The organism is Chryseobacterium sp. Tr-659, from assembly GCF_011752975.1.
Taxonomy (GTDB): Bacteria; Bacteroidota; Bacteroidia; order Flavobacteriales; family Weeksellaceae; genus Chryseobacterium.
Map to the genome: position 1 here is coordinate 220,131 of NZ_VWWP01000006.1, position 24,819 is coordinate 244,949.

Genomic DNA, 24,819 nt, shown 5'->3' on the forward strand with positions numbered 1-24,819 from the left:
ATCGAAAAACAATGAATACCAAATTAGATAATGTAACAACCCAATATAGAAAGTTCAATGCAAATCAGGCATTAACGGAAGGGCAACTAAACGAGTTTATAGACTATTTCGAAGACCAGGACAGACTCTCGAGAACCAGACTGAGTGGTGTAGGAGTAGTATGCGGCTTTCAATCCATATACGTAGAAACTTCAAGTATGAAAGCCTTGATGGAGAAAAATCCGCAAGCTGAAAGAATAGAAATTATAGACCTTGACGCTATTACAATCTCACAAGGTGCTGGGGTTACTACAGATGGAGATTTAATAACGCTCCGCCAAAGAGGAGACCTACCATCTAATACTAATATTAACTTCGATGCTTTAGCCTATAAATATTATAGAAATTACGTTGATGAAATCAGATACGAACATTTCCGTATTGATGGTAAACAAATACCTCTTTTGGAAATGATTACGGAAGATGAATATAATCAGTTAAAATCCGGAGGTGTTAATGTTGGAGATTTTAAGCTGGTAAAAACCATCAACAATATATACAATAAAGTGATCATCCTGTATTTAGAAAGTTATTCCAATGAAGAATCGCCATGTCAGGATGCTGATTGTGATAATAACGGAGCAGAGCAGGTATCGAATCTTAGAGTGCTTTTAGCAGATTCAAGTGCGGTTACAGAGCTTATGGCTAAGGGTGATGCAAAAGATACAATTTACAAGCTTCACAATAGCTATGAAGAGCTTTTTGATCAGCTGCCTAGTATAGAGGCTAAAAGAGTTATTCTGGATTCCAGTATTATATCAGCAGCACAATTAGAAGCAAAATTTATAAACGCTGCTGTTAGTGCTATTGCAGACCTAAACAAAGGTTTCAGCGCAATTGCAGGAACTTTTAACGTGGGTGTTAACCTTGGGGGGCAATCTCTTATTGATAAATTGAAGTCTTTGTTATACCCCACGGTAAGCGGGAAAGATTTTCAATATAGGTATGATCTGATAAAAGATTTAATTGATACCTATAACGAAATAAAAGGATTGGTACTGCATCTTAATGCAGAATGTTGCCCGGCTATAGCTTCATTCCCTAAACACCTTATGCTTGGGCCTGTTTCTGCATCGCTTGCGTTAGGAGAATATATCCCTTTCCGTCACGGTTTTTATAATTCACCAATAACTACAAACGATGATGAGAATTATGAAAGAATTATAATGCTTGCTAATCGATTTGTACAGAAAATAAACGGATTTCAATCGTATGTAGGACCTATTAAAATTACTCCTTCTTATCTTGATGCAGACTTGGGAGAAAAAGCAATTCCATATTATTATAATGTAGATAAAGCATTATTGGATCAATGGAACTTTGAAAAAACAAAAACCGACAGAGAAACTTTCAACTTAAGCTATCATACCCTCAACTTAGCCGGAGCCGATTTTATTCAGAATCCACTGAATTATAATATTGATGATAATGATTTCTGTAGAATTGAAGGTCATATAGGATTGCCTTATAAAACGGCAATACAAAATATTAATGATCTTAAAGCAAAATACGGATTAGCATTTGATGTCATTGCACTGGTTCTAAAAAAGGATGGAAAAATTGAGGTCAAAGTATCAAGTGATGAAAAAACAGTATCGATAGATGACCTCAGAAAGCAATTGGTATCCATTTCAAGTGATATCAGCAACCGAACAGGAAATTCACAAAATACCTTGCTTAATATCTCTAAATTAGATGATAAATTAAAATTATTAAACCAGGCTGAATTTGCCAAGGGTTCTGCAGACGGTATTACAGTTGTGAAAGAGGACCCTAGAAAGAAAGATATTGTAGGTGAACTTTTAAGCGAATTTTTAGAGCGAAAATCAGGATTGGAGCATATAGCAGGTTCAAAACTGGGAGGAACTATCGCTTTAATTTATGTGTCAGAAGAAGAAAATCAGGTTATTGCAGATTTTTCATTGCCTTACCTATGCTGTTCTAAAAAAGATCCGGTATTCCTGGTATTACCAACCAACAAACTATGCCAAAAAGATGCTCCTATTGTTTTAACAATTGTTCCGCTGGATGCTCAGGTAAAAGCATTTGTAAATGGTACTCTGATACCGGCAGTTACACAATCCGGAGGTCAGAACTTCTTTGATCCTGGTTTGGTAAATCCTGCCTATTTCGGACAAACAATTACCTTTACCGTTAATGATGATCCTGTGGATGCTCAATTAGTTGTGTATGAACAGCCAACCGTATCTGTTACTTCAGGAAACGTAACATATGGTGCAGACACTTCAGATCCGGATGCTACTGTAGACTTCCATGTCAGCGTACCGAATAACGGTGCCGGCCTTACTTATACATGGAATTTCGGAGACGGAAGCCCTCTGCTATCATCAAACACATTACCAAGCAATGGAATTGTTCAGCATACCTATAATCTTATTGCCGGACAGGAAGAAACCTTCCATCCAACTCTTACCGTAACGAATAAAAACGGTTGTAGTACCACATTTGCTGTTGCTCCACTGAAACTGACAGGACAAATGACAGTTGTGTGTCTGAACGGAATGAGAATCGTAATTCAGTACAGACATGGCGTAGATGAATATCATGAGTGTAATGATGCTAGTTTCAATTTATTTGGAAACGGGCAGTTGATAAAAGGTACTAATCCATACGTGGATCCTAGAGGAGTGATAAAAGGAAACATCCATTTAAGTAATACCAATGCAACCCAGGATAGACACAATTATCCTCCAGGTGTTACAAGCGGACTTAGCAGATACAATGAAATCATCATCACTCAGGATGAAGCAATACAATTAGCAGCAGGAGCTCAAGATGGTTTTGTGAAATTCTCTCTTGAATGTGCATTAGGTTCTTGCCATACCGGTGTTGCTTATACTCAGCTATTCCTTGCTAATGATCCGACACCAATTTATTTTGGTAATCCAGTTGGAAATTTCTTAGAAATTAACCCTTGTACAGGAGACAAAAGATAAGAATTTTAAGGAGGAATAAGTGTAATAACTTCATAGGCAGTCATGCTGTCTGTGAAGTTTATTAAACGATCTTAATAAATCATTAAAAATTAACAATTGTGAATAATCAATTAAGTAATATAGCAGTCCAATACCGCAAGTTCAGTAAAGGACAATACATAGAACATAAACAGTTCAACGAGTTTTTGGATTTTTTTGAAGATCAGGACCGTTTATCCAGAGTACTGCTGCAAGGAGTTGGTATCGTATGTGGCCTCAAACCCAATCTTATCTATACAAACCAGTTGTTGAGCGGTATAGAGCTTTCTCAGGGAGTAGGGCTGACAACTGACGGAGATTTGCTCACCTTGAATAAAACCAGCAAAGTAAGTGAAGATTTGTATGTAAGCGACCTAAAGACCATTAAAGTAGAACGTAAAAATTATACTCACTTTAAAACATATGATAATTTCAAAGTAAAATATCCGGCATTTTATGACGGAAGCGATAAACAGATTGAGCTTTGGGAATTAGCAACAGATGAGGAAGCAAATTCCAGCTTTCAACCCCTTAGTAATCTATCAAATTTAGATGACAAATACCTGTTGCTCTATTTGGAGGATTATGAGAAAGAAGTGAAGCCTTGTAGAGGGGTAGACTGTGATAATCATGGAATTCAGCAGATCCGGAACCTAAAAGTATTAGTTACAACATCAGCTGGTATCAGTAATATTTTAGGAAAAGACCGTATTCAGTCTCATCCTTTGTTTATAAAGGATATATTGGAACCTGTAAAACAAGAAAGAGTTATTGTTGAACGGCTTATTCTGGAAAGAGGAGTTGAAGCCAACTTTTTATCCTCTGATTTGAAAAAAATATATACCTCCGTTTTAGAAAAAAATGGATATGGTGAGAGTATTTTTAAAAAAATCACTGCAATTTGCCAAATAATGGGACTTCCAACAGGCGGATACAAACAATTCAGGGACAGACTTGAAAAACATCTTACTCAAAGATTTGGATTTCAGTATGCTTATGATGTAGTACAGGATTTGATGGATACCTATTCTGAAATTATAAAATTACTTCCTAAAGCATTTACCAAATGTTTTCCTGACTTCCTTTCTTTTCCTAAACATATAATGCTTGGGAAGTTGCTGTCAAGCAATCAGATAGACCCCGGAAGACATCAGTTTTATAATTCGCCTGTTTTAGATGATGAAAAAGCAACACAAAAAGTAATAGCATTAATAAATCGTTTTAATCAGCAGGTACAGAATTTTAGAGTGATTAATCCTCCGGATGCTTTTAAGGGGCAAATACAAATTACTCCATCGAAAAGATCAGGTTTTCCGGGAAATAAAGCAGTCCCTTTTTACTACCAGATCACAGACGAGTTTTTAAAAACATGGAATTTTGATAAAACAAGTAATCGGTCGTTCAAAACTAATTTAGCATATGACAGAACTATGCTGTCATCAAACGAGTATGTACAATATCCTTTAAATTTTAACTTAGATAAATACTCGTTTTATAATATAGAAGGACATCAGGGAATGGATTATCAAAAGGCCTTTGATCTAATAAAGGAGATCAGGGATAAGCAGCAGCTGGGCTTTGATATTATGGTGCTGTCCTTAGAAGAATTAGTTAATAACCAGGATGTGGTAAAAGCTTATTTCAACGAGTATCTGGAAAAACATCCGGGATTGGAACATAAGCGAGGTGTTGAAGGAAGAGGTACTTTTGCAATGGTTTATGATCCTGTAGGAAGAGTTATTGCAGATTTTTCACTTCCATACATGTGCTGTACCCCAAAAACAAAAATACAATTAAGTTTGCCCAATACTGTTATCTGTGCCCAGTCGCGCCCTATACCTTTTACTGTACTTCCTTTAAATGGAGTTGTAAAAGCTGCTGTTGATGGAAGTTTGAATGGAGGAGTACAAATAATCAATGGAAAATATTTCTTTGATCCGGCATCGGTAAGCCCTCAGTTATATGGTCAGGAAATTACCTTTACGGTCAACGGAGTACCAACGAGTTGCAGTATTAAAGTTACTGCACAGCCAAAAGTAAAGATAGTTGCTAATTCTGTTGATTATCCGGAAGGAAGTTCACCGGCAACCACAGTCAACTTTAAAGTTTCGGGAGACGATTTTGCAAGCTATAACTACAGCTGGGATTTCTTGGGTAACGGAAGTTTCGTTACTATGAACCCGGATGCCAAAGGAAATCTTAGTTATACTTTCTACAATCTGACTCCGCCAAAAATTCCAACGATAAGAGTGAGTGTAGGCAACAACGGATGTACTCAGGACATAGAAATAAACAACTGGTATGTTGTTCCGGATATTACAATAAAGAATATCAATTTCCCAAAAGGCAATTGCTGTGAAGGATATATCCCTCCAACTATTATAGCTAATGCAGGAGGTAATCAAACAATCTCTTTACCTATCAATTTTGTTACATTGTGGGGGTCTGGTTCAGGAGCTTCAAATCTTATTTATAAATGGAGCCAGATAAGTGGCCCTGGAGCCACACTTAATGGAGAAAACCAAGCTACGCTGCAAGTTACAGATTTGGTAGATGGAGTCTATCAATTTGAACTTATGGTTCAGGATCCTGTTAGTGGTGTGTTGGCTACTGATATTGCACAAATAGCCGTGTTGTCGTTACCATCTAAACCAGAACTTGAAGTGATCGTAAAACCGGTTTATAACCAATGTGAAGCAGGAATGGTGGTAAGAGTGAATGTTCCGAGAGGCCAGGTAAGACTGGTAAAGGTTTTCAAAAAAGGAACTGTAAGCACTAATGATTTTAAAAATTATTCAGGAATAAAAAATTTCTCTGATGTAATCGTTTACGATGGCTTTGAGCAAAAAATAGAAGTGCCGGTAACTTTCGGAATGTTTTTAAATGTGAACGGTTTTATTTACGGTCAACAAACCGATACTACCATCCTAACATTACAGATAACGGATGATTCAGGGGCTATACATGAAGAAGTTGAATTGAAAGCTAATCATAATGTCGAATTTAACAGCAAAGAAATGAATAGATGTTTGTCATAAACAGACATTCTTTGTAATGCTAAAGGGGAGTGGATAGATTAAATAAGCTCCCCTTAGATATCTATGAAAACATAATAACCATAAACAATCACATCATGGCAGCATCAAATTGTAATATTTCATTTGAGTTAGATTATGCATCTTCAACGCCAATAACAGAGGCAATTGCATCATATAAGATCAGCGGTTCAACAGATCCCTACGAGGTCTATGTTATAGATCCGGTGCCGGCAAGCGGTAGTACGGTAGTTCTTCCGTCTATTGAAACTCCCGGGAAGTATGATTTAATGGTAACACTGCATTCGAAAGGAGCAACTACAAATAAAAAAAGTTTCTTTCATATTGGTGAGTGCCCAACCAGAACAATATTTTGGAACCATAGTGTTTTTATAAGAGATAAATTGGATACTGTGGTTAATTTTTCAATCAAAAAAAACGGCGTTATTATAGTGGATACAACAGAAACCGGCCTTGGATATATTGATCCGATAGAAAAGTGGAAATCATTCACAGCAGAAGTTGGTGACCAAATAGAGTTCACAACAAATCTGATAAAAAGCGCTACGGGCAAAACGAGTGGAGGTATGTTTACCTGTACTACAACAGGTAAAACCGGTACAGTGAACGTAGTGAATCCTACAGCACCTAATGCGTTATTTATTGATTATCAGCATATCGGGCCAGATTCAGGAACGATAAGAAATTTTGCGTTTACCGTAGATCCGGGATTGAATTATGCATTGGGAGCTGGTTATACCCAATAATTGATTAATACATCAGCTGATAGAGGATGCTGTTCATCATTCAATTGTCTTTTGTTTTCCTTAGACATCAATAAAAACATAATAATAACAATAAAAAAACAACATAATGGCAGCAGCAGCAAATTGCAGTATTTTATTTGAGATAGATTATACGTCTTCAGAGCCAATAACAGGCGCAACTGCGTCCTATAAAATCAAAGGATCAAGGAATCCCTATACGATATACACTATTGAGCCGGTGCCGGTGAGTGGAGGAGTAGTATCGCTACCGCCCATTGATACACCTGGTGTTTATGATTTAGTGGTAACACTAAAAACGAAAGATGGGGCAAGTGTTAAAAAAGAAAGCTCTTTTCAAATTGGCAACTGCAGCAAGGGCAAGTAATCCAACCAAGATGGGCTTTTGCCCGGATGATTACTTATTATAAATGAATTGATTTCAATTCATTGGAAATTGAAGAAAAATCTTTAATAGTTATAAAATTGGCGAAAATTAAAATCCTCTAAAAAATGAGGATTTTAATTCAGTCAAGCAGTTCTTTATTTTATCTTCTGTTGTTTTTACGTCTTGTACTGATGATGTTGAAAAGTTTTGCAACATCTTTCAGGTGAATTTCAAGATCATCATAATACTCATTTAAAGAATGAAGGGTGATAATGCCATTCTCAACATCATGGTTGATGATTCGTTTTACCAGAATACCTTTTTCCTTGTGAACAATTACAAAATCCCATTTATCGTAATGCAGTTTACTCATCCAATAATCTTGCCTGATGTTTCTGCATAAAATAATATCACCTTCCAGGTAGCTTTCATACGACCCGTTGTCCATACTGTCTCCCTTTACTTCGAAGCACATATATTCTCCCCGATGTTCCACATCGTCGGTAAAAGGAATGGTAGGCAGGCTTTCTATGTATTCTTCATCTGCAAACCTGCTCAAATAGCCAGCTTGTGCATATTGATTCGCAAGCGGAACATTCATGATTTTTAAATCTGAAAAAACAACCGGAGAAGCACTGTCGTTATTGAGTTCCTTTTGTTGTTTTAGCAGTAAATTAGTGACAAAGTAAGCAGTCGTTTCCGGTATTTTTCGTTCGCCTTTTTCCCAATATTGTACGGCTCTGGTGCCAACTCCTATAGATTTTGCTATATCAGCCTGCTTCATGTTTAGTTTCTTTCTGATCTCTTTGAATTCTAAATAGTTCATTTTGATATGTTTATAGTTTTATTTTAAAAAAATACGTAAAATATTCATTTTATATTTTGAAAAACGAACAATGTTCGTATATTTGTTTCGTCATTAAGATGGAACAGCGCAAATATACAAAATTATATTGATAATTTAATCTTGTTTTAATATTTAAAAGCTTTATTTAAAACAACTTTAGTCTTGTATTTAGAAAGTTAAATAATGTTTTTATACCCGTTTATTTTATGGCTGGATTTTGTTTTATCCGGTATTAATGAAATGAAAAAAAACTTTTTAATGCAATTTGTTCGTTTTTTTATATGGGTTTTTATTGTTTTTGTGCGTTTGTTGTTGTTTGTTTTGATGATAAAAATGCGTTTATTTTTAATTGATTTAAGAATAAAGCAGCCGTTTAGTTCTTTGTTTTTTTCGAAAATAAAAAACAAGCAAAAAATGTAGTAAAACATTACTGTTTAACATATAAAATATCGATTAATTATAGTTATCAGTAAGATTGTTAACACATCCAAAAGAATAAACAAAACGTGTGAAACAAGCTCAATTGCTTTTTTTAAAGATAATTTAAAAGCCAAAAACAGAATGCTGAGCTCTTTTACAAATACGAAAAGTAAATACTGATTATTTAATTGTTTATAAAACATGATTCCTTATAAGCATCAATAAAATTATTTACAAAAGTAAAATTTAGAAGCAATGGTGGATTATTTCTATAGAAATACCCCGGTATCAACTTCTGAACAACCAAAATTTAATTAGATATCCGCTCAAAGACCTAAAGTTAGCCTTTAGGTGTTTTACCGACTCTATTCAACGAGAAAGTTCAAGATGAGCGAAAATCTGATACTAAAAACAAAAAAACTGAAACCTTAAAAAACAAAACTTTTAACCATAACAAAAATGAAACGTAGTAAAGAATTAGTAGAGAAAAGAAAAGATTTCGTTATCGAATATGTAAAACGCAATCAAAGCAAGCAGATGAAAGTAATTGTAACAGAGTTAACAGAAATGTTGTTTTTGTCGGAAAGAACAATATATAACATCATTCTTCAAGGTTAGTTTATGAATACAATAATGCTTAAATAACCCCATTAAGATGATCCTTTAGACCTAATATAGACTCATGAATTAGATCTTTAAATTATATATTCCCAAAAGATAGAACAGGATTCAAAGTTATTATACTACCCGATAACTACCCGTCAATCAGATTAATCAGAGGGTTGTCCTGCCATCTTTCTCAAATTTAAATTTATAGGTAAAATACTAAGGTGAAAAACGGTTTTTGCTTTTTAGTTCTATTATTTCAGGTGAAATATCAACCGAAAAACCAAACCGTCTCACCTTAGTTTTAAGGGGAATCAATTTCAAAAAGCGAGAGAAAACAATTGTCCGTTCAATACAATTTTAGAAACCATGAAAAAAAAAGAAAAGAAGAAAAAGCAAAAAAATAAGGAAAAACAGCAAAAGCCCCGTAAAGACTTCAATGATCTTATTGACGAACTGGCCTATGCAGATGAAAAAGGAAATATCCGGAAAAGTAAAAGATTTTTAGATGATATGTATATGCTGATACAGGAGTAATTAACGATCTGAAAGTGGTACAAAAATCAAAATTTTAATAAATAATTATATATAAAATGAACTTGGATAGTATAAAAGCTCTATTAATCGGAACTGCAATTGCGTTCTCAGGAGGATTATTAAGGGTGCTGGTCTCCATACAAAATAAAGAAAAAAAACAACCATGGGAACACTTTATTACATTAACAATAGTTGTAATTGTGGGCTTTACAATGAGTTATTTAATGAACAGAGCAGAATTGCATGATAAATGGTATTCAACAGGAGTATTATTTGTACTGGGATATGGCTATGATAAATTCTTAAAAATGATCACTACCAATCTGCCGAATTGGATTGATAAAGCAGTGAATCTTCTTATTGACAACCGATATGGAGGTAAGACAGACAGACAGCCTGATGAGATGGAAGAAAAAAAAGATGAAATGAACCCATAGGCAATACAAGAACTATAAACCATGACTTTTCTAAACAACAGAACATAAGCAGCCCGGGAGAACATGATGCAGCATAAAAATGGATGTAATGGATAAGTTTCCCCCGAATTACAGTAACAAAAGTTCCTGAAAAGCTCTTTGCTGCAACTACAGAATCCACGCTTCAAAAAGCATAATATTCTGCTGGAAAAGCATGAATTTTGAAACCTGAAACTCAAAAAAGAAGTAGCTCAGCACTACCTGTTTCTTTTCGCAAAGTTGAGCTCTGCTTCCGGTTACTCAAATACTTTAAGAATCTACCGTGTGTGGTCAGATTTTTCAACTCCAACAGGTAGGGTATATAAAACGCAATTGTTTCAGTTGCGTTTTGTATGCCTTTTTATATGAAATTTAAAAAACTAAGTCAATGAAAACAGCAAATCCTGTAGAAAAAGACAGCAAATCCCACCAGAGCCAGAGCAAAAAGCAAAGGCAGCAGGAACAGGTGGTTGTACCTCTATCCGAGGTAGGCGTTGTCGGTATACAAACACAAAAGACTCAAGATCCAACTGCCAGTCGGATCGGTATCAATACTGCCATTCCGGCGGTTCATGGTTCACAGACTATTTATAGCCAAGGCTCGGAACTCATGCATAAAAGATTTCAGGAGAGTCTTGCTGAAACCGGGGATATCAATCATCCTGATACCCAAAAGATGGAGAAAGGATATATGACAACCTTGAGCCCGAACCAGGCACATGATTATCATAGTCTTAAATCCGGAACTTATCTGCCCAAAACCGTTCAGGAACAAGCGGCGGTTCACCAGGCGAATAAGAAAAATCAGGACGTAAACATAGCGGAAAAATCGGTAGCAAAAAAAGAAATAGCAGAGAAACCAAAAGCTGCAGTAGAAAATAACAAACCAGTAACAACAGATGAAGCTGCAGAGGCTAACACCGAAACTCAGCCTTCTGCAAATGCTAATAACAATCCTGGTTTTATGGAATTGAGCACCCGTATCAATACCACAGCACAATTGCAAAAACGTCATGAACCGGCACAAAAGTCCAGCAGCGATGCACAAGCTGCTGCACCATCACCTGCCAATGAACGTCAAAGTATGGCGCAGGCAAGCCAGGTGAATACCATGGCTGAAAAGGAACCGGGACTCTTCAAGAAAGAAGATTTCAAAGCTTTGCTAAGTGCAAAAATACACAGCATCAAGCTTCCGGAAAATGAAGAGCAGGCAGATGAATTTGAGAAACACAACAATATACAGGAAGTCAATCAAAAGGCAGTAGGTGATGTTAAAAAAGAGAAGAATGCCGCATCTAATGATATTGCTTCTGCAACCGCTGCACAACCTGATACCTCCGCACAGCCTGTTCGTGCCGTTGCAAAAATGCCAACACAAAATGTAGGTAATGCTCCGGGTACACCTAATGTAGCGAAAGCAATGCCGGTGAAAAGAAATGTAGCAAGCGTAGAGCAGCCTATTAAAGAGCAAACGGCAAGTATCGACAGTGAAATGAAAGCCAATGGAGTTACCGATACGATGTTGGCAACATCTAATGAGCCTACGTTTATGGATGCTTTGGCCCAAAAGAATAAAGCCAAAACCCAAAGTGCAGCCGCCGCTCAAGAGTTCAGAACCAACGAAAATAAGGAGTTGACTAAAACCCGTAATGAGGCACAAACACAAGCCGCACATCAGATTAGTGGCATGCATGGAGCTAGAAAAGGCGGATTAGGGAATGTACATGGTGAACAAAAGCAAACCTCGGGCAAAGACAGTCAAAAACGAAAAGAAATAGCCGATCATATTAATGGTATTTATCTTACATCCAAAACCGATGTCGACGGTATTTTAAATAATCTGGACAAATCGGTGGCAGAAAAATTTGATAATGGCAGCAAAGAAGCTAAAAAAGCATTTGAAGCCCATGTTGATAAAGAAATGAAGGCCTATAAAAAGAAACGTTATGGAGATGCATATGCAAAATACGGTGCTTTAGTGGCGGCTGGAAAATGGTTATGGGATAAAGCTACGGGCTTACCTGAAGAGGTCAACAAGTTTTTTGACAGCGGTAAGGAATTGTACATTAAAGTCATGGATAAATTTATTGACCAAATCGCAGGCCATGTTACCACTCAGCTTAATGCAGCGAAAGCCAGAATCGCCAAAGGCAAAAAAGAGGTACAGACTTATGTGAATAGCTTATCACCAAGCTTAAGGAAAATAGGAAAAGATGCCATTGCAGAGATCCAAAGCAAATTCAATGCACTGGAAGAAAGTGTAAACAGTAAAAAGGATGCGTTAATTGATGTGCTGGCTAAAAAATATGCAGACAATATAACAAGTATTGATAATAGAATTGCAGATTTAAAAACACAAAACAGCGGATGGGTTAATCAGGCTCTTGATGTGCTTAAAAATAGTGTGTTTGCTATTATTATTGAAATTAAAAATACACTTACCAATTTATTGTCCGGTGTTATCAGTGCCATTCAGGCTATTATCATGGATCCGATAGGGTTTTTCAAAAATCTTATTGCCGGAGTTTCACAAGGATTTACTAACTTCGGAACCAACATCTGGACTCACCTTAAGACAGGCTTCTTCGGATGGCTGACCGGAGCAATGAAAGGTATTTCTTTAACGATGCCGGAAGATGTATTCTCTTTAAAAGGAGTCTTCTCCATTACCACCCAGGTGCTTGGTTTAACATGGGATGGAATCAGAGCGATTGGAGCCAGAGTGATAGGCGAACCTGTAATGAAAGTCCTTGAGACCGCTTCTGAAAAAGGTTTTGAAATAGTACAGGTTGTACGTAAAGACGGTGCCGCGGGACTTTGGGACTATCTGAAAGACCAGTTTGCCGACCTTAAAGCTACGGTAATGGATGCCATTATGGACATTATTCAGACGCAGGTAATACAAGCTGGAATTAAATGGGTAATGGGATTATTGACTCCGGTAGGAGCATTTATAAAAGCAGCAATGGCCATTATAGATGTGGTAAAATTCTTTATCCAGCGGGCAGCACAAATTATGGAACTGGTAAAAGCGTTTACCGATAGTATAAAAGCAATTGCCAGCGGAAATGTAGGGGCTGTAGCCAAATCAATAGAAAATGCATTGGGAAGAGCGGTTCCTGTCATGATTGGGTTTTTAGCTTCGTTATTGGGAATTGGCGGATTGGCAGATAAAGTAGTGGGTGTTATCCGAAAAATACGCCAGCGTATTGAAAATGCAATCGTCAAGTTCTGGAACTTTGTGAAAGGGAAGGCTAAAGGATTGCTTGTGAAGATTGGTGTTGGTGATAAGAAAGATAAGAAGGAGAAAAAAGGAGAAGATCTGCGTAGCACATCCGAAAAACAAAAAGATCTTGAGGCTGGTGTCAAAGAAGGAACTGAACTGTTAAGAAATAAAGACTTAGACAGAAAAGAGATACAAAAGCGCCTTAGAATTTTGGAAAGTCGTTACGATTTGAAAGAACTTAAAATTGTTACTGATAAAGTTGAAAAAGATAGAGAAACGGTACATATCCATGGTGAAGTAAATCCTAAAATAGATGGAACTAGAATTGTAGTTGATTTTGAAGGTGATCAGCCATTGACCCCTGATGAGATAAGTAAGTTGATAAAATTACCAGGTGGTAAAGAGGCATTAAATGAAATTATTGAGATAGAAAAAGGAGGTAGTTCTAAGGCTAAGCATCAATATGCTGAAGTTAGAACGGCTTTAGATGCTTTAAAAAGCGGACAGTTGAATGTTAAAATAGGCGTAGATATTTTTGCAACCATTGGAGCTCCTGGTAATCTTACAGAAATAGATGTATTAACACAAGATGAAATGATCGAAGTGAAATCTGGTGACAACTTTGATAATGCTAAAAAATTATCTGGTAAAGCTTATGATCAATTTTTAATTTTTAGAGATGTGTTTTATGGAAAAAGAAAAGTATTTGATATTCATGGAAATTTGATTGTACCACCAAAAAAATGGATATATCAATTTAGAATGCCCCATATAGATCCTAGGCTAAAAAAATGGCTTTTAGATAAAGGGGTAACAGAAGTAAGAGAAGGTAGTAAATAAAAAATATAAAACTATGGGAAGTTATAATACAACTTTAGTATTGCTTAAAGAAAAACAACATCCAAAAACATTTCTTTCTAATTTTCATAAGAAGATTAAAGACATAAATGTTGTACTTGAGAAAGATGAGTACCAACGAATTATTTTTAATGACAAGAGGAACGAAGAAGAGAAAGAGCCTATTGAATTAGATAAACTAATGTCCGATGAAGATATAATTGATTTGTTATGTTCTTGGGGAGGTTTTGGCTTGTTATCTTATAGACATAATGATGTTGAATTTGCTTTATATATAAATTATCTTTCTTGGGATGATCAATTTATAGAAGGTATAGAAGTCTCGTTTAAAGAAACTCATAAAAATTATATTAATAAGAATAAAATAAAAGATGATGTTATTATAAAAATAGCTAATTGTATTGATTATAAATTAGTAGTAGGAAGTATTGGAGATAGTGAAGATAATTTTAGAATGGACTTAGATTTAGAATATAATCTGAAATATATAGAAAACAAGAAATTTGATATTGATATTAGATAACTCTTAAATTATGTTAGTAATTTAAATTTGATTGACGATTTAGAATCTATTAAGAAAAATAATTTGAAATAGAGAGTATGTCTTGATAAATAAAATCATAGATTCTATAAAGTCAGGAAACAATTCTTTCAATAATACCATAAGAGCCTTGTTTTTACAAGGCTTTTTCTATTTCATGAAAACTTGGTATCTTGTAGCAAAATATAAAAACCGAGATTATATATAATTCAAATTAATAATAAAAAATTATAACCTATCCAAACCATGAAAAAACCACTATTCATTTTCTCTCTTCTGTTCAGCCTTTCCTTTGCAAGCGCCCAAACTATAGAATCCGGGAGCCACAGCACCACAGGTTATATCAAAAGTGATGGTACCATAGAAAACAGCAGCCATTCCACGGTTGGGTATATCAAAAGTGATGGCACTATTGAAAACAAAAGCCACGGTACGATTGGCTACATCAAAAGTGATGGAACGATAGAGAACGGCAGTCATTCTACGGTGGGTTACATAAAAAGTAATGGTACTGTGGAAAACAGCAGCCATGGGACAATTGGTTATATCAAGGATGATGGCACGGTAGAAAACAGCAGCCATGGTACTATTGGGTATGCCAGAGGCGTTAGAAAAGAATGGGCGGCGGTAGTCTATTTCTTTTTCAGGATGAATTAATCATTACATCTTCGGGAAGAAAATGATGTAATCAATACATAATTTAAAAAGCAAGGCTTGGATTTTTATAATCTGAGCCTTTTTTCTATAATAAATACATGATTGATCTTTAAATGAATCCTCAGTGCATGCCTTTAAAACAAAGGTTACTGTAACTACAGAATGGAAGGCTCCAAAAACTTTCACAGGAGTTAAAAAAAGATGAATTTTGAATTTCAAAATGAAGTAACCATCCATCCGGTCCCGGAGAAATAAAGGGTACTGCAACTACAGAACGGAAAGCCCCAAAAACTTTTACAGAAATAGAAAAATGATGAATTTTGAACTTAAATCATCAATCGCAATCCGCTTCCAAACAATAAGACTCATTAAGACAAGCAGTAAAGAATAGTAATAAAGTATTATGGAAAAAAACGAATTAATCCCAAGAGAAGAATTAGAACTCTATTTTGAAAAAGGGAAACGCCCAACGCAAGATCAGTTTTCAGATTTAATAGATTCCTTACAGCATAAAGCGGATATCCTTACCAACAAAGAAGCCGTAATGATTGCCAATAGTTTAGAAAGTATAGATAACGGATACATTGAGTATACCGGAAATAATATTGGAGATAAGAAATTTGTAATCGCTGTAAAATCGGAAGATGAAGAAGATCAGTTAATTACAATAAACGAAACCCAAGGCAATTCAAAAAAATTATACTTCTTTGGTAATGCGCCTTATACCATTAGAGCAAAAGAATTTCCTGCAGAAGGGTTAGGAGAGACAGAATACTATCATTTGAATTGCCAAATAGGACCATCCTCTGCGATGACTCGATTATTCGGAAATACACTGCCTGCCATTCCCGGCGCATTTGAATTTGGAACAATGGAAGATAAAAACTTAACCTTTCGAATAGAAAAGATAAATCCGGGACAAAAAATGAAGGTTGTAAACACGAGCATTCAGTTCGTAAATAAAACTGAAATTCCTATTCAATATATGACGCAGTCGGGTTATTGGGCTTATATCTACACAGATAAAGATATTGTTACTGATCATTATGATTTATGGGATTATCTGTATTTATATTTAAAAGCAGACCTGAGTAAAACTGATCAGTCTATAGAATGTAATGTGTATGATGCGAATACCGGAGCGCTTCTAAGGACGGCCAATTTAAATGCCAGACAAAACAATCAAAATATTATGGCGGGTGAAGCAACTAGGCAAATCAGAAGCCTGAGAATTGAATGTCATTATGCTATAAAATAAAAATCAAACTGAAAATATGTAAATAAAAAAGGCCAGTATCTTTTAAGAAAAAACATCGCAGGAATGCTGAATTCAGACTTTAAAATATCAATAGTCTTGAACCGAAAAGCAATGATGTTAAAAGATAAGTGGTGAGAATACCAATCTATTATGGAAGAACATAAATTAATCCCAAGAGAAGAGTTAAAAACTTATTTTGAAGGAGGGAAATATCCCACGCAAAGTCAATTTTCGGATTTGGTCAATTCTTTAAAACATAAAAAAGATGAACTGACTAATAAAGAAGCTGTCATTATAGCTAATCGTTTACAGCTTATGGATAACGGGTACATTGAATATACCGGAAATAATATCGGAGATAAAGAATTCTTGATAGCGATAGGCTCAGGAGATGAAGAAGACCAGGAGATTGCAGTAAGAGAAAGCGTCAGCGGTGAAAAAAGATATTTGCTGGGGAGTGCACCTTACTCTGTTAAAGTAAAAGAATTTCCTGCAGACGGATTAGGTGAAACCGAATATTATTCTTTGAGATGCCAGGCAGATGGTTTCGCCATCAATAAACTGTTCGGAAACAATCTGCCTATGATTCTAAAAGGGACCGAACTTGGAACGTTTAAAGGGAAAAGCCTATTCTTAGGTATTGGCAAACAGAAGCTTGAACAAAAAATAAATATTATCAATACCAATATCAAGCTGGTTAATAAAACCCAAGCGTCCATTTTATATGGAACATCCGCAACTTACTGGGGATTGACAAACATAAGTGGGGACATTATTACAGACCATTATGATGCCTGGGATGTTTTATCATTTTGGTATAGCGCAGATCTTCGGGAATCAGATCGATCCATAGAATGTAAAATGTATGATGCGGATCATGAAAAACTTTTAATGACAGCCTATTTAAATGCAAAACAAAATAATCAGGATGTTTGGGGTGGCAATCAGGTAAGGGGCGTAAGAAATCTAAGAATTGAATGCAGTTATGCTGCAAAATAAAAAAATAATCAAATTGAAAAATTTGAACAACAACTTTTTTATCATTGAAATAATGGTAACAGAATAATCATTTATTACAATGAAAAAACAATGAATTTTGAACTTTAAACCACACTAATCATAGGATCCAAGAACCAAGATAGTAAACTACTATGGAAAAAAATGAATTAAAATCAAGAGAAGAATTAAAAACCTATTTTGAAACAGGTAAACATCCTACACAAAGCCAATTTTCGAATTTTATAGATTCTTTAAGACATAAAGAAGATGCTCTAAGCAATAAAGAAGTAGCAATGCTTGCCAATAGTCTGGCATCTATTGATAATGTATTTGTTTATTATGCTGTAAGTAATGTCGGAACTTTAAAATTTCCGATTGTGATAAGCTCACAGGATGAAAAAGATCAGGAGATCATCGTAAAAAATACCAATGGAAATATCGAAAAACGATTCTTACTAGGCAGTGCACCTTATACCATTAAAGCAAAAAAGATTTCAGTAGAAGAATTAAGCGGAACCGAATATTATGCTTTGAGCTATCAATTAAGTCAAAGTTATGCAATTTACAGGATGTTCGGAAACAACCTGGATCTGATTCCTGAGGGTTTTGATTTCGGAAAACTGAAGGAAAACAAATTGCCCATACAAATCGGCAAATTAGATTTCGGACAAAAAGTAAAGGTTGTAAATACAAACGTTAAGTTTGTTAATAATACGGAAATACCTATCCAATATAGAGTACAATCAGGTTTATGGAGTAATGAATTTACAGTTGAAAATACTGTTACTCATCATTATGATATGTGGGATTATTTATACTTTTATTATAATGCGGACCTTCGGGGAATTAATTATGAAGTGCAATGTGATATCTATGATGAAGATAATAATAATCTTTTAGCTACTGGCCACTTATTAGGCGGACAAAATCAGGATTCCTGGTACGGAGGTGAGGCAAGAGGAGTGAGAAAGGTAAGAATTGAATGTAATTATGTTATAAATAAATAATAATTATTTGAAGAATAGCCAATGTCCTCATAAAAAGTAAGAGCTGCTGCAACTACAGAATAGAGAGGTCGAAAAACTTTTATAATAACAAAAAAAGAACGAATTTTGAACTCGGAAACTAAGCGATAAAGCCATCAGTTTCAAAAATATAAGAGTCACTGCAACTACAGAATAGAGAAGGCGGAAAACTTTTATAAGAACAAAAAAAGAACGAATTTTGAACTCAGAAACTCAGAAATAAAATTATCAGTTTCAAAAATATAAGAGTTACTGCAACTACAGAATAGAGAAGGCGGAAAACTTTTATAAGAACAAAAAAAGAACGAATTTTGAACTCAGAAACTCAGAAATAAAATTATCAGTTTCAAAAATATAAGAGCTGCTGCAACTACAGAATAGAGAAGTCGGAAAACTTTTATAAGAACAAAAAAAGAACGAATTTTGAACTCAGAAACTAAGCAATAAAATTATCAGTTTCAAAAATATAAGAGCTGCTGCAACTACAGAATAGAGAAGGCGGAAAACTTTTATAAGAACAAAAAAAGAACGAATTTTGAACTCAGAAACTAAGAAATAAAATCATCAGTTTCAAAAATATAAGAGCTGCTGCAACTACAGAATAGAGAGGTCGAAAAGCTTTTATAAGAACAAAAAAGTGATTAATTTTGAACTGGAAATCATAACATAGATAGTAATTGCTATTATGTAACAAAAACAAGCTGTATTTTGTCAATATAAAAAATTGAATTCACAAAACAGCAGAGAAGTAATCCACTACATTCTCATTACTTAAAATACATCTTCAGTCGGGCGCGATACTCCATTACGAGACGCTTTTTCCATTGGAATTTCATCCGGAAACCGGAATGAGGGTTGTTATATCTATTTTTTTCAAAAGCAAATAATAAATTCCGTGAAAACGGAAGATGGAAATGCATTGCAGAAAATGAAAAAAACTGAGTTATGTAGGAGAGTTATAATGATTTGTTTATCATATATATATGGGTTGCTGCAACTACAGAATGAACAGGGTAAAAAACTTTTATAAGAACAAAAAAAGAATGAATTTTGAACTTTAAATCATTAACGGTAATTAGCTCCGGAAAACAATTATACTAGGAACATACACAATAAAGAAAACTAAAATATTATGGAAGAAATAAATAAATTAACCCAAAGAGAGGAGCTGAAAACCTATTTTGAAACAGGTAAATATCCAACACAAAGTCAGTTCGGCCGATTCATTGATAACTATGTTCATTTAAATGAGTTTAATTTCGGATTAGATATAAAAGCCTCAGGAAATTATACAATGAAATATTACCATTTCTATTTAGCTGAAAATATCCAGCTTTCAGGCAGAGGGCACGCGATTGTAGAAGCGGAGATGGCCAATTCAGCACCAAAGAAAATAGATGGTTATATACATGTTTTAAGCCGATATGTAGGGTATAAATATTTAAAAATAAAATTATCAAATGAATTAGATGTTGATAAATACCAGCCTAAAATCATTATAAAACGTTATAAACAAAGAAAAACACTTAAAAGTAAATTTGTGAAAGACCCGGGTTTTTATCAGGAACTTCCACCAGATGCAGAGTCTTGGAGCAGACAGTCCGAATATCGAGTAACGTCCCATGAAATGGAGATAGACATCAATCCTATTCACTATTTCAGACCTAATAAAGATTACAAAGAATTTTATCCATCAGGGACAATGAAAAGACCAGGATCATTCAGACATACAGTTCATCACAGAAAACCATATTCTCTAATTCAAATGTGTTTGGAGATTGATGTTAACGGAACGAAATATAGGTCACAGCCCACTAAAATAAAAATTGTTTTGGGAGGAGAGAATGATTTAATGAGCTATGTTATTGATTAATAACTAACACAAAAATTACCTCAACCGAGTAAGAGTATCAATAACGGGAAACCTTTTGCTCCTGAAAAGGTCGGAATTTTCTAATGCGTGAGCAAAAGAATCTCTTCCGATAGTTGAAAATGGCAGATTTTATCGCAGTCATTTTCTTTCAGGAGTAGATAGAGATTCTGCGAAAGCAGGGTTTTGATTCTTGAACAAGTAGGAAATCCAGTAGGGGATAGACTTTCATACAAAAACTGCTTCGGCAGTTTGGTAAGACTCTCCGATGGGAAACACTTTTCGGTTGAGGTTTATAAAAGCCACACCAGAAGATAAAATATAAGCATTGTAAAGATGCATTACACAATATTTTAAAAACATAACAAATATAAAAATTACCTCAACCGAGTAAGAGTATCAATAACGGGAAACCTTTTGCTCCTGAAAAAGTCGGAATTTTTTAATGCGTGAGCAAAAGAATCTCTTCCGATAGTTGAAAATGGCAGATTTTATCGCAGTCATTTTCTTTCAGGAGTAGATAGAGATTCTGCGAAAGCAGAGTCCTGATTCTTGAACAAGTAGGAAATCCAGTAGGGGATAGACTTTCATACAAAAACTGCTTCGGCAGTTTGGTAAGACTCTCCGATGGGAAACACTTTTCGGTTGGGGTTTATAAAAGCCACACCAAAAGATAAAATATAAGCATTGTAAAGATGCATTACAATATTTTAAAAACATAACAAACATAAAAATTACCTCAACCGAGTAAGAGTATCAATAACGGGAAACCTTTTGCTCCTGAAAAAGTCGGAATTTTCTAATGCGCGGGCAAAAGAATCTCTTCCGATAGTTGAAAATGGCAGATTTTATCACAGTTATTTTCTTTCAGGAGTAGATAGAGATTCTGTGAAAGCAGAGTCCTGATTCTTGAACAAGTAGGAAATCCAGTAGGGGATAGACTTTCATACAAAAACTGCTTCGGCAGTTTGGTAAGACTCTCCGATGGGAAACACTTTTCGGTTGAGGTTTATAAAAGCCACACCAAAAGATAAAATATAAGCATTGTAAAGATGCATTACAATATTTTAAAAACATAACAAATATAAAAATTACCTCAACCGAGTAAGAGTATCAATAACGGGAAACCTTTTGCTCCTGAAAAAGTCGGAATTTTTTAATGCGCGGGCATTCGAATCTCTTCCGATAGTTGAAAATGGCAGATTTTATCACAGTCATTTTCTTTCAGGAGTAGATAGAGATTCTGTGAAAGCAGAGTCCTGATTCTTAAACAAGTAGGAAATCCAGTAGGGGATAGACTTTCATACAAAAACTGCTTCGGCAGTTTGGTAAGACTCTCCGATGGGAAACACTTTTCGGTTGAGGTTTATAAAAGCCACACCAGAAGATAAAATATAAGCATTGTAAAGATGCATTACACAATATTTTAAAAACATAACAAATATAAAAATTACCTCAACCGAGTAAGAGTATCAATAACGGGAAACCTTTTGCTCCTGAAAAAGTCGGAATTTTTTAATGCGTGAGCAAAAGAATCTCTTCCGATAGTTGAAAATGGCAGATTTTATCGCAGTCATTTTCTTTCAGGAGTAGATAGAGATTCTGCAAAAGCAGAGTCCTGATTCTTGAACAAGTAGGAAATCCAGTAGGGGATAGACTTTCATACAAAAACTGCTTCGGCAGTTTGGTAAGACTCTCTGATGGGAAACACTTTTCGGTTGGGGTAACTTTTTAGGAACAAATGAGTGGATGTTTCAAAAATAAACAAAATAAAGAAATCAATGGAGTCAAAACAATTACAAAATTTATTTACTCATTTAGAGAATGTTATTACATGGCGTATACATAATGCTTCAGAAGATTTTAATATAGGAGCTCCTGAATTTAAAACTAGTGACCATGAGAATTTTCAATTGGGAGATTATATTTCAGGGAAAGGGCTTGCCCATCAGGAGGTTGTTGTTCTTTTAATGGCTTTATTGCCACGATTGGACCCGTCATTGTTGAAACGTATTTATCTGGAATTTCCTAATAGTGCGTTGTTCGATTTTTGCTCAACCAATGATAATGGCAGGCTCTTTTATCCTACAGTTCAGGCTGTTCAATATATTTTAGGAGGAGAGAGTATTTCAGAACGATTGAAAGCGCTGGATTATTTCAGTTCAAATTCAGTTTTGATTAAAGAAGAGCTCATTATTTTTTCACATTCAGCTCATGAATCTGCTGGCGTAAACAGTCAGATAAATGTTCATCATGAAGCTTTTAATACTTTAATTTTTGGGGTAGAATTATTACCCAAAATGAGTAATGATTTTCCGGCAGAGCAGCTGCAGACCCGTCGATCATGGGCAGATCTAATACTTCCTCAAGCCACATTATATGAACTTCAAAGTATTGAGGCCTGGTACAATAGCAGCCGCATTCTTATGGAAGATTGGGACATGCAGAAAAAACTTAAACCTGGCTTCAGGGTATTGTTCTACGGAGAACCGGGAACAGGAAAAACTCTTGCGGCAAGCCTTCTGGGAAAATATACCAACCGTCCTGTTTTCAGAGTTGATGTTTCGATGCTGGTCTCAAAATATATTGGAGAAACAGAAAAGCAATTGGCTAAGTTATTTGATAAAGCAGAAAATAAAAACTGGATCTTATTTTTTGATGAAGCAGATGCTATTTTTGGAAAACGAACCTCTGTGAGAGATGCTCACGATAAATATGCCAATCAGGAAGTTTCTTACTTATTACAAAGAATAGAAACTTTTTCAGGGTTAATTATTCTGGCATCCAACTTTAAAAATAATATGGATAAAGCCTTTACACGACGTTTTCACAGCTGCATACAATTCAATAATCCAAAGTATGAAGAACGTCTGCGTATCTGGCAGCAAAATTTACCGGAACAATTACAGCTTGAAGACATTGATTTAGAACAAATCGCCAACCGATATGAACTAACCGGTTCTAATATTATGAATGTCATACAAGATGTCAGTTTAAAAACAATTGCATCAAAAGAACCCGGCTATAAAGTAAGTCTGGATAGATTATTAGAATGCATCAAAAAAGAATATGTGAAAGAAGATAAAATATTTGCTTAAAAACAGATCAGTCAAAAAAAATGATAATCTATTTTTGGTTATTACAGAAGACTGTTTTCATTAAGCAAAGATGTATTTTCTTAGAAAAATCAATGAAATTGCTTCCAATCCTGGCTCCCTTAAGAATACCATCCGGCTTCCTCGTTTTCAAAACTTCAGGGAAATAGAAGTCTAAACTTGTTCAATTTTAAAAACAAAAACCAATGAAAATGAAAATTCTGTTACTGATCTTACTGAGCAGTATCCTATTGAGCTGCCGAACTAAGCATAAAATTACCACTACTCATAAAGAAAATACAAAAGAATCGGAGAGAATTAAAGTTGATTCTTCCAGTTTACAAAGTTTGCAGTCAATTCAGAGCCAATCTGATGATGTATTGCAGAAAGAAGAAAAAAATGAGATATCCGGCGATTTACTGATCCGGGGAAAATCTGATGGAGATAATCCCTTTGTTTATCATAATGTTGTGGGCAATGATACCCTCCAAAGTATTTCCATTATGGGAAATGCAGAATATACAATCAGTAATCATTATACAAAGGCCAACAATCAGAAAACGGAGGTTAAAAAAGAAGTATCCGCAAAAATTGTTCAGGATGTAACTCAGAAGACGGCTTCAAAAGAAAGCCTCAAAGAAATAGCTTCAAAAGTTTCCGAAGAAACCCAAAAGATAAAACTGAATGGATTTGATGCTGCAGCCTGGATTTTTATTACCATCGTCGGAATCACTTTAATACTCATCTTTTTCACTTATAAATATTTAAAGAAATGAAAACATCACAAAAAGGAATCAATCTGATTATATCATTTGAAGGTTTCAGTGCTAAGCCTTACCTGGATTCTGCGGGAATTCCTACAATAGGTTATGGAAACACTTACTATCCGGGAGGAAAAAAAGTAACGATGAATGATCCTGCTATCAGTAAAGAAAAAGGAGTAGAGTTATTTTCATCTGTTTTACCCACTTACGAAAAAATAGTGAATGCTAAAGTGAAGGTGGTTCTTAACCAGAATCAGTTTGACGCACTTGTATCACATACCTATAATACAGGGGGCTCAGATGGCTTGTTTTCTTTGATTAATAAAAGAGCAGGAGAAACAGAGATCAGAAATTGGTTTACTACAAAATATATTACCGCCGGTGGTAAAACATTAAACGGTTTGATTAGGAGAAGAAAGGCTGAAGCGGATTTGTTTTTTGCTAAGTAGATCAGTATTTT

The 24,819-nt window shown here is 35.0% G+C and carries 17 protein-coding genes; 16 read left to right on the plus strand and 1 reads right to left on the minus strand.

Annotation, left to right across the window (positions count from 1 at the left end):
- The first annotated feature begins 11 nt into the window (after positions 1–11).
- The 4 genes from F3J23_RS14485 to F3J23_RS14500 all read left to right on the plus strand — a co-directional run bounded on the left by F3J23_RS14485 (position 12) and on the right by F3J23_RS14500 (position 7,201).
- Positions 12–2,996, plus strand: coding sequence for a PKD domain-containing protein (locus tag F3J23_RS14485; RefSeq protein ID WP_167030376.1), 2,985 nt, complete (start codon positions 12–14; stop codon positions 2,994–2,996).
- A 98-nt stretch (positions 2,997–3,094) separates the two neighbouring features.
- Positions 3,095–6,052 carry a PKD domain-containing protein gene (locus tag F3J23_RS14490; RefSeq protein ID WP_167030379.1) on the plus strand — a complete coding sequence of 986 codons (2,958 nt, stop codon included), beginning with the start codon at positions 3,095–3,097 and terminating at the stop codon, positions 6,050–6,052.
- 95 nt (positions 6,053–6,147) lie between these two features.
- A complete protein-coding gene (locus F3J23_RS14495) occupies positions 6,148–6,816 on the plus strand; it encodes a hypothetical protein (RefSeq protein WP_167030380.1) in 669 nt (222 codons plus the stop codon).
- Positions 6,817–6,922: 106 nt separating this feature from the next.
- Positions 6,923–7,201: a hypothetical protein gene (locus F3J23_RS14500; RefSeq protein WP_167030382.1), complete on the plus strand. Its 279-nt coding sequence runs from the start codon at positions 6,923–6,925 to the stop codon at positions 7,199–7,201.
- Between the two features lie 160 nt (positions 7,202–7,361).
- Here F3J23_RS14500 and F3J23_RS14505 read toward each other — a convergent pair whose 3' ends face one another.
- Positions 7,362–8,027 carry a S24 family peptidase gene (locus tag F3J23_RS14505; RefSeq protein WP_228455343.1) on the minus strand — a complete coding sequence of 222 codons (666 nt, stop codon included), beginning with the start codon at positions 8,025–8,027 and terminating at the stop codon, positions 7,362–7,364.
- Between the two features lie 1,416 nt (positions 8,028–9,443).
- On the opposite strand from F3J23_RS14505, the gene F3J23_RS14510 reads away from it, so the two are divergent.
- The 12 genes from F3J23_RS14510 to F3J23_RS14565 all read left to right on the plus strand — a co-directional run bounded on the left by F3J23_RS14510 (position 9,444) and on the right by F3J23_RS14565 (position 24,808).
- Positions 9,444–9,611 (plus strand): hypothetical protein, encoded by a 168-nt coding sequence (locus F3J23_RS14510; RefSeq protein ID WP_167030384.1) that lies wholly within the window; start codon positions 9,444–9,446, stop codon positions 9,609–9,611.
- A 56-nt stretch (positions 9,612–9,667) separates the two neighbouring features.
- On the plus strand, positions 9,668–10,048 hold the full coding sequence (locus tag F3J23_RS14515) for a hypothetical protein (RefSeq protein ID WP_167030386.1): 381 nt from the start codon (positions 9,668–9,670) through the stop codon (positions 10,046–10,048).
- 406 nt (positions 10,049–10,454) lie between these two features.
- Positions 10,455–14,132, plus strand: coding sequence for a hypothetical protein (locus tag F3J23_RS14520; RefSeq protein WP_167030388.1), 3,678 nt, complete (start codon positions 10,455–10,457; stop codon positions 14,130–14,132).
- 13 nt (positions 14,133–14,145) lie between these two features.
- Entirely contained in the window at positions 14,146–14,673 is a 528-nt protein-coding gene (locus tag F3J23_RS14525; protein WP_167030390.1) for a hypothetical protein, read from the plus strand.
- 264 nt (positions 14,674–14,937) lie between these two features.
- On the plus strand, positions 14,938–15,348 hold the full coding sequence (locus F3J23_RS14530) for a 5-fold beta-flower protein (RefSeq protein WP_167030393.1): 411 nt from the start codon (positions 14,938–14,940) through the stop codon (positions 15,346–15,348).
- A gap of 403 nt (positions 15,349–15,751) precedes the next feature.
- A complete protein-coding gene (locus F3J23_RS14535) occupies positions 15,752–16,606 on the plus strand; it encodes a hypothetical protein (protein WP_167030396.1) in 855 nt (284 codons plus the stop codon).
- A gap of 150 nt (positions 16,607–16,756) precedes the next feature.
- Positions 16,757–17,605 (plus strand): hypothetical protein, encoded by an 849-nt coding sequence (locus F3J23_RS14540; RefSeq protein ID WP_167030399.1) that lies wholly within the window; start codon positions 16,757–16,759, stop codon positions 17,603–17,605.
- 152 nt (positions 17,606–17,757) lie between these two features.
- Positions 17,758–18,612: a hypothetical protein gene (locus F3J23_RS14545; protein ID WP_167030402.1), complete on the plus strand. Its 855-nt coding sequence runs from the start codon at positions 17,758–17,760 to the stop codon at positions 18,610–18,612.
- A 1,150-nt stretch (positions 18,613–19,762) separates the two neighbouring features.
- Positions 19,763–20,503 carry a hypothetical protein gene (locus F3J23_RS14550; RefSeq protein ID WP_167030405.1) on the plus strand — a complete coding sequence of 247 codons (741 nt, stop codon included), beginning with the start codon at positions 19,763–19,765 and terminating at the stop codon, positions 20,501–20,503.
- Positions 20,504–22,281: 1,778 nt separating this feature from the next.
- On the plus strand, positions 22,282–23,598 hold the full coding sequence (locus tag F3J23_RS14555; protein WP_167030408.1) for an ATP-binding protein: 1,317 nt from the start codon (positions 22,282–22,284) through the stop codon (positions 23,596–23,598).
- A 209-nt stretch (positions 23,599–23,807) separates the two neighbouring features.
- Positions 23,808–24,371: a hypothetical protein gene (locus F3J23_RS14560; RefSeq protein WP_167030411.1), complete on the plus strand. Its 564-nt coding sequence runs from the start codon at positions 23,808–23,810 to the stop codon at positions 24,369–24,371.
- Positions 24,368–24,808 (plus strand): lysozyme, encoded by a 441-nt coding sequence (locus tag F3J23_RS14565; protein WP_167030414.1) that lies wholly within the window; start codon positions 24,368–24,370, stop codon positions 24,806–24,808. The genes F3J23_RS14560 and F3J23_RS14565 overlap by 4 nt, the downstream gene beginning before the upstream one ends.
- Positions 24,809–24,819 lie beyond the last annotated feature (11 nt).

What these genes read in the sequence shown, in the direction of transcription:
- F3J23_RS14485 (WP_167030376.1), top strand. Translation starts at nt 12, where the DNA reads ATGAATACCAAATTAGATAATGTAACAACCCAATATAGAAAGTTCAAT.
- F3J23_RS14495 (WP_167030380.1), top strand. Translation starts at nt 6,148, where the DNA reads ATGGCAGCATCAAATTGTAATATTTCATTTGAGTTAGATTATGCATCT.
- F3J23_RS14500 (WP_167030382.1), top strand. Translation starts at nt 6,923, where the DNA reads ATGGCAGCAGCAGCAAATTGCAGTATTTTATTTGAGATAGATTATACG.
- F3J23_RS14505 (WP_228455343.1), bottom strand. Translation starts at nt 8,027, where the DNA reads ATGAACTATTTAGAATTCAAAGAGATCAGAAAGAAACTAAACATGAAG.
- F3J23_RS14510 (WP_167030384.1), top strand. Translation starts at nt 9,444, where the DNA reads ATGAAAAAAAAAGAAAAGAAGAAAAAGCAAAAAAATAAGGAAAAACAG.
- F3J23_RS14515 (WP_167030386.1), top strand. Translation starts at nt 9,668, where the DNA reads ATGAACTTGGATAGTATAAAAGCTCTATTAATCGGAACTGCAATTGCG.
- F3J23_RS14520 (WP_167030388.1), top strand. Translation starts at nt 10,455, where the DNA reads ATGAAAACAGCAAATCCTGTAGAAAAAGACAGCAAATCCCACCAGAGC.
- F3J23_RS14525 (WP_167030390.1), top strand. Translation starts at nt 14,146, where the DNA reads ATGGGAAGTTATAATACAACTTTAGTATTGCTTAAAGAAAAACAACAT.
- F3J23_RS14530 (WP_167030393.1), top strand. Translation starts at nt 14,938, where the DNA reads ATGAAAAAACCACTATTCATTTTCTCTCTTCTGTTCAGCCTTTCCTTT.
- F3J23_RS14535 (WP_167030396.1), top strand. Translation starts at nt 15,752, where the DNA reads ATGGAAAAAAACGAATTAATCCCAAGAGAAGAATTAGAACTCTATTTT.
- F3J23_RS14540 (WP_167030399.1), top strand. Translation starts at nt 16,757, where the DNA reads ATGGAAGAACATAAATTAATCCCAAGAGAAGAGTTAAAAACTTATTTT.
- F3J23_RS14545 (WP_167030402.1), top strand. Translation starts at nt 17,758, where the DNA reads ATGGAAAAAAATGAATTAAAATCAAGAGAAGAATTAAAAACCTATTTT.
- F3J23_RS14550 (WP_167030405.1), top strand. Translation starts at nt 19,763, where the DNA reads ATGGAAGAAATAAATAAATTAACCCAAAGAGAGGAGCTGAAAACCTAT.
- F3J23_RS14555 (WP_167030408.1), top strand. Translation starts at nt 22,282, where the DNA reads ATGGAGTCAAAACAATTACAAAATTTATTTACTCATTTAGAGAATGTT.
- F3J23_RS14560 (WP_167030411.1), top strand. Translation starts at nt 23,808, where the DNA reads ATGAAAATTCTGTTACTGATCTTACTGAGCAGTATCCTATTGAGCTGC.
- F3J23_RS14565 (WP_167030414.1), top strand. Translation starts at nt 24,368, where the DNA reads ATGAAAACATCACAAAAAGGAATCAATCTGATTATATCATTTGAAGGT.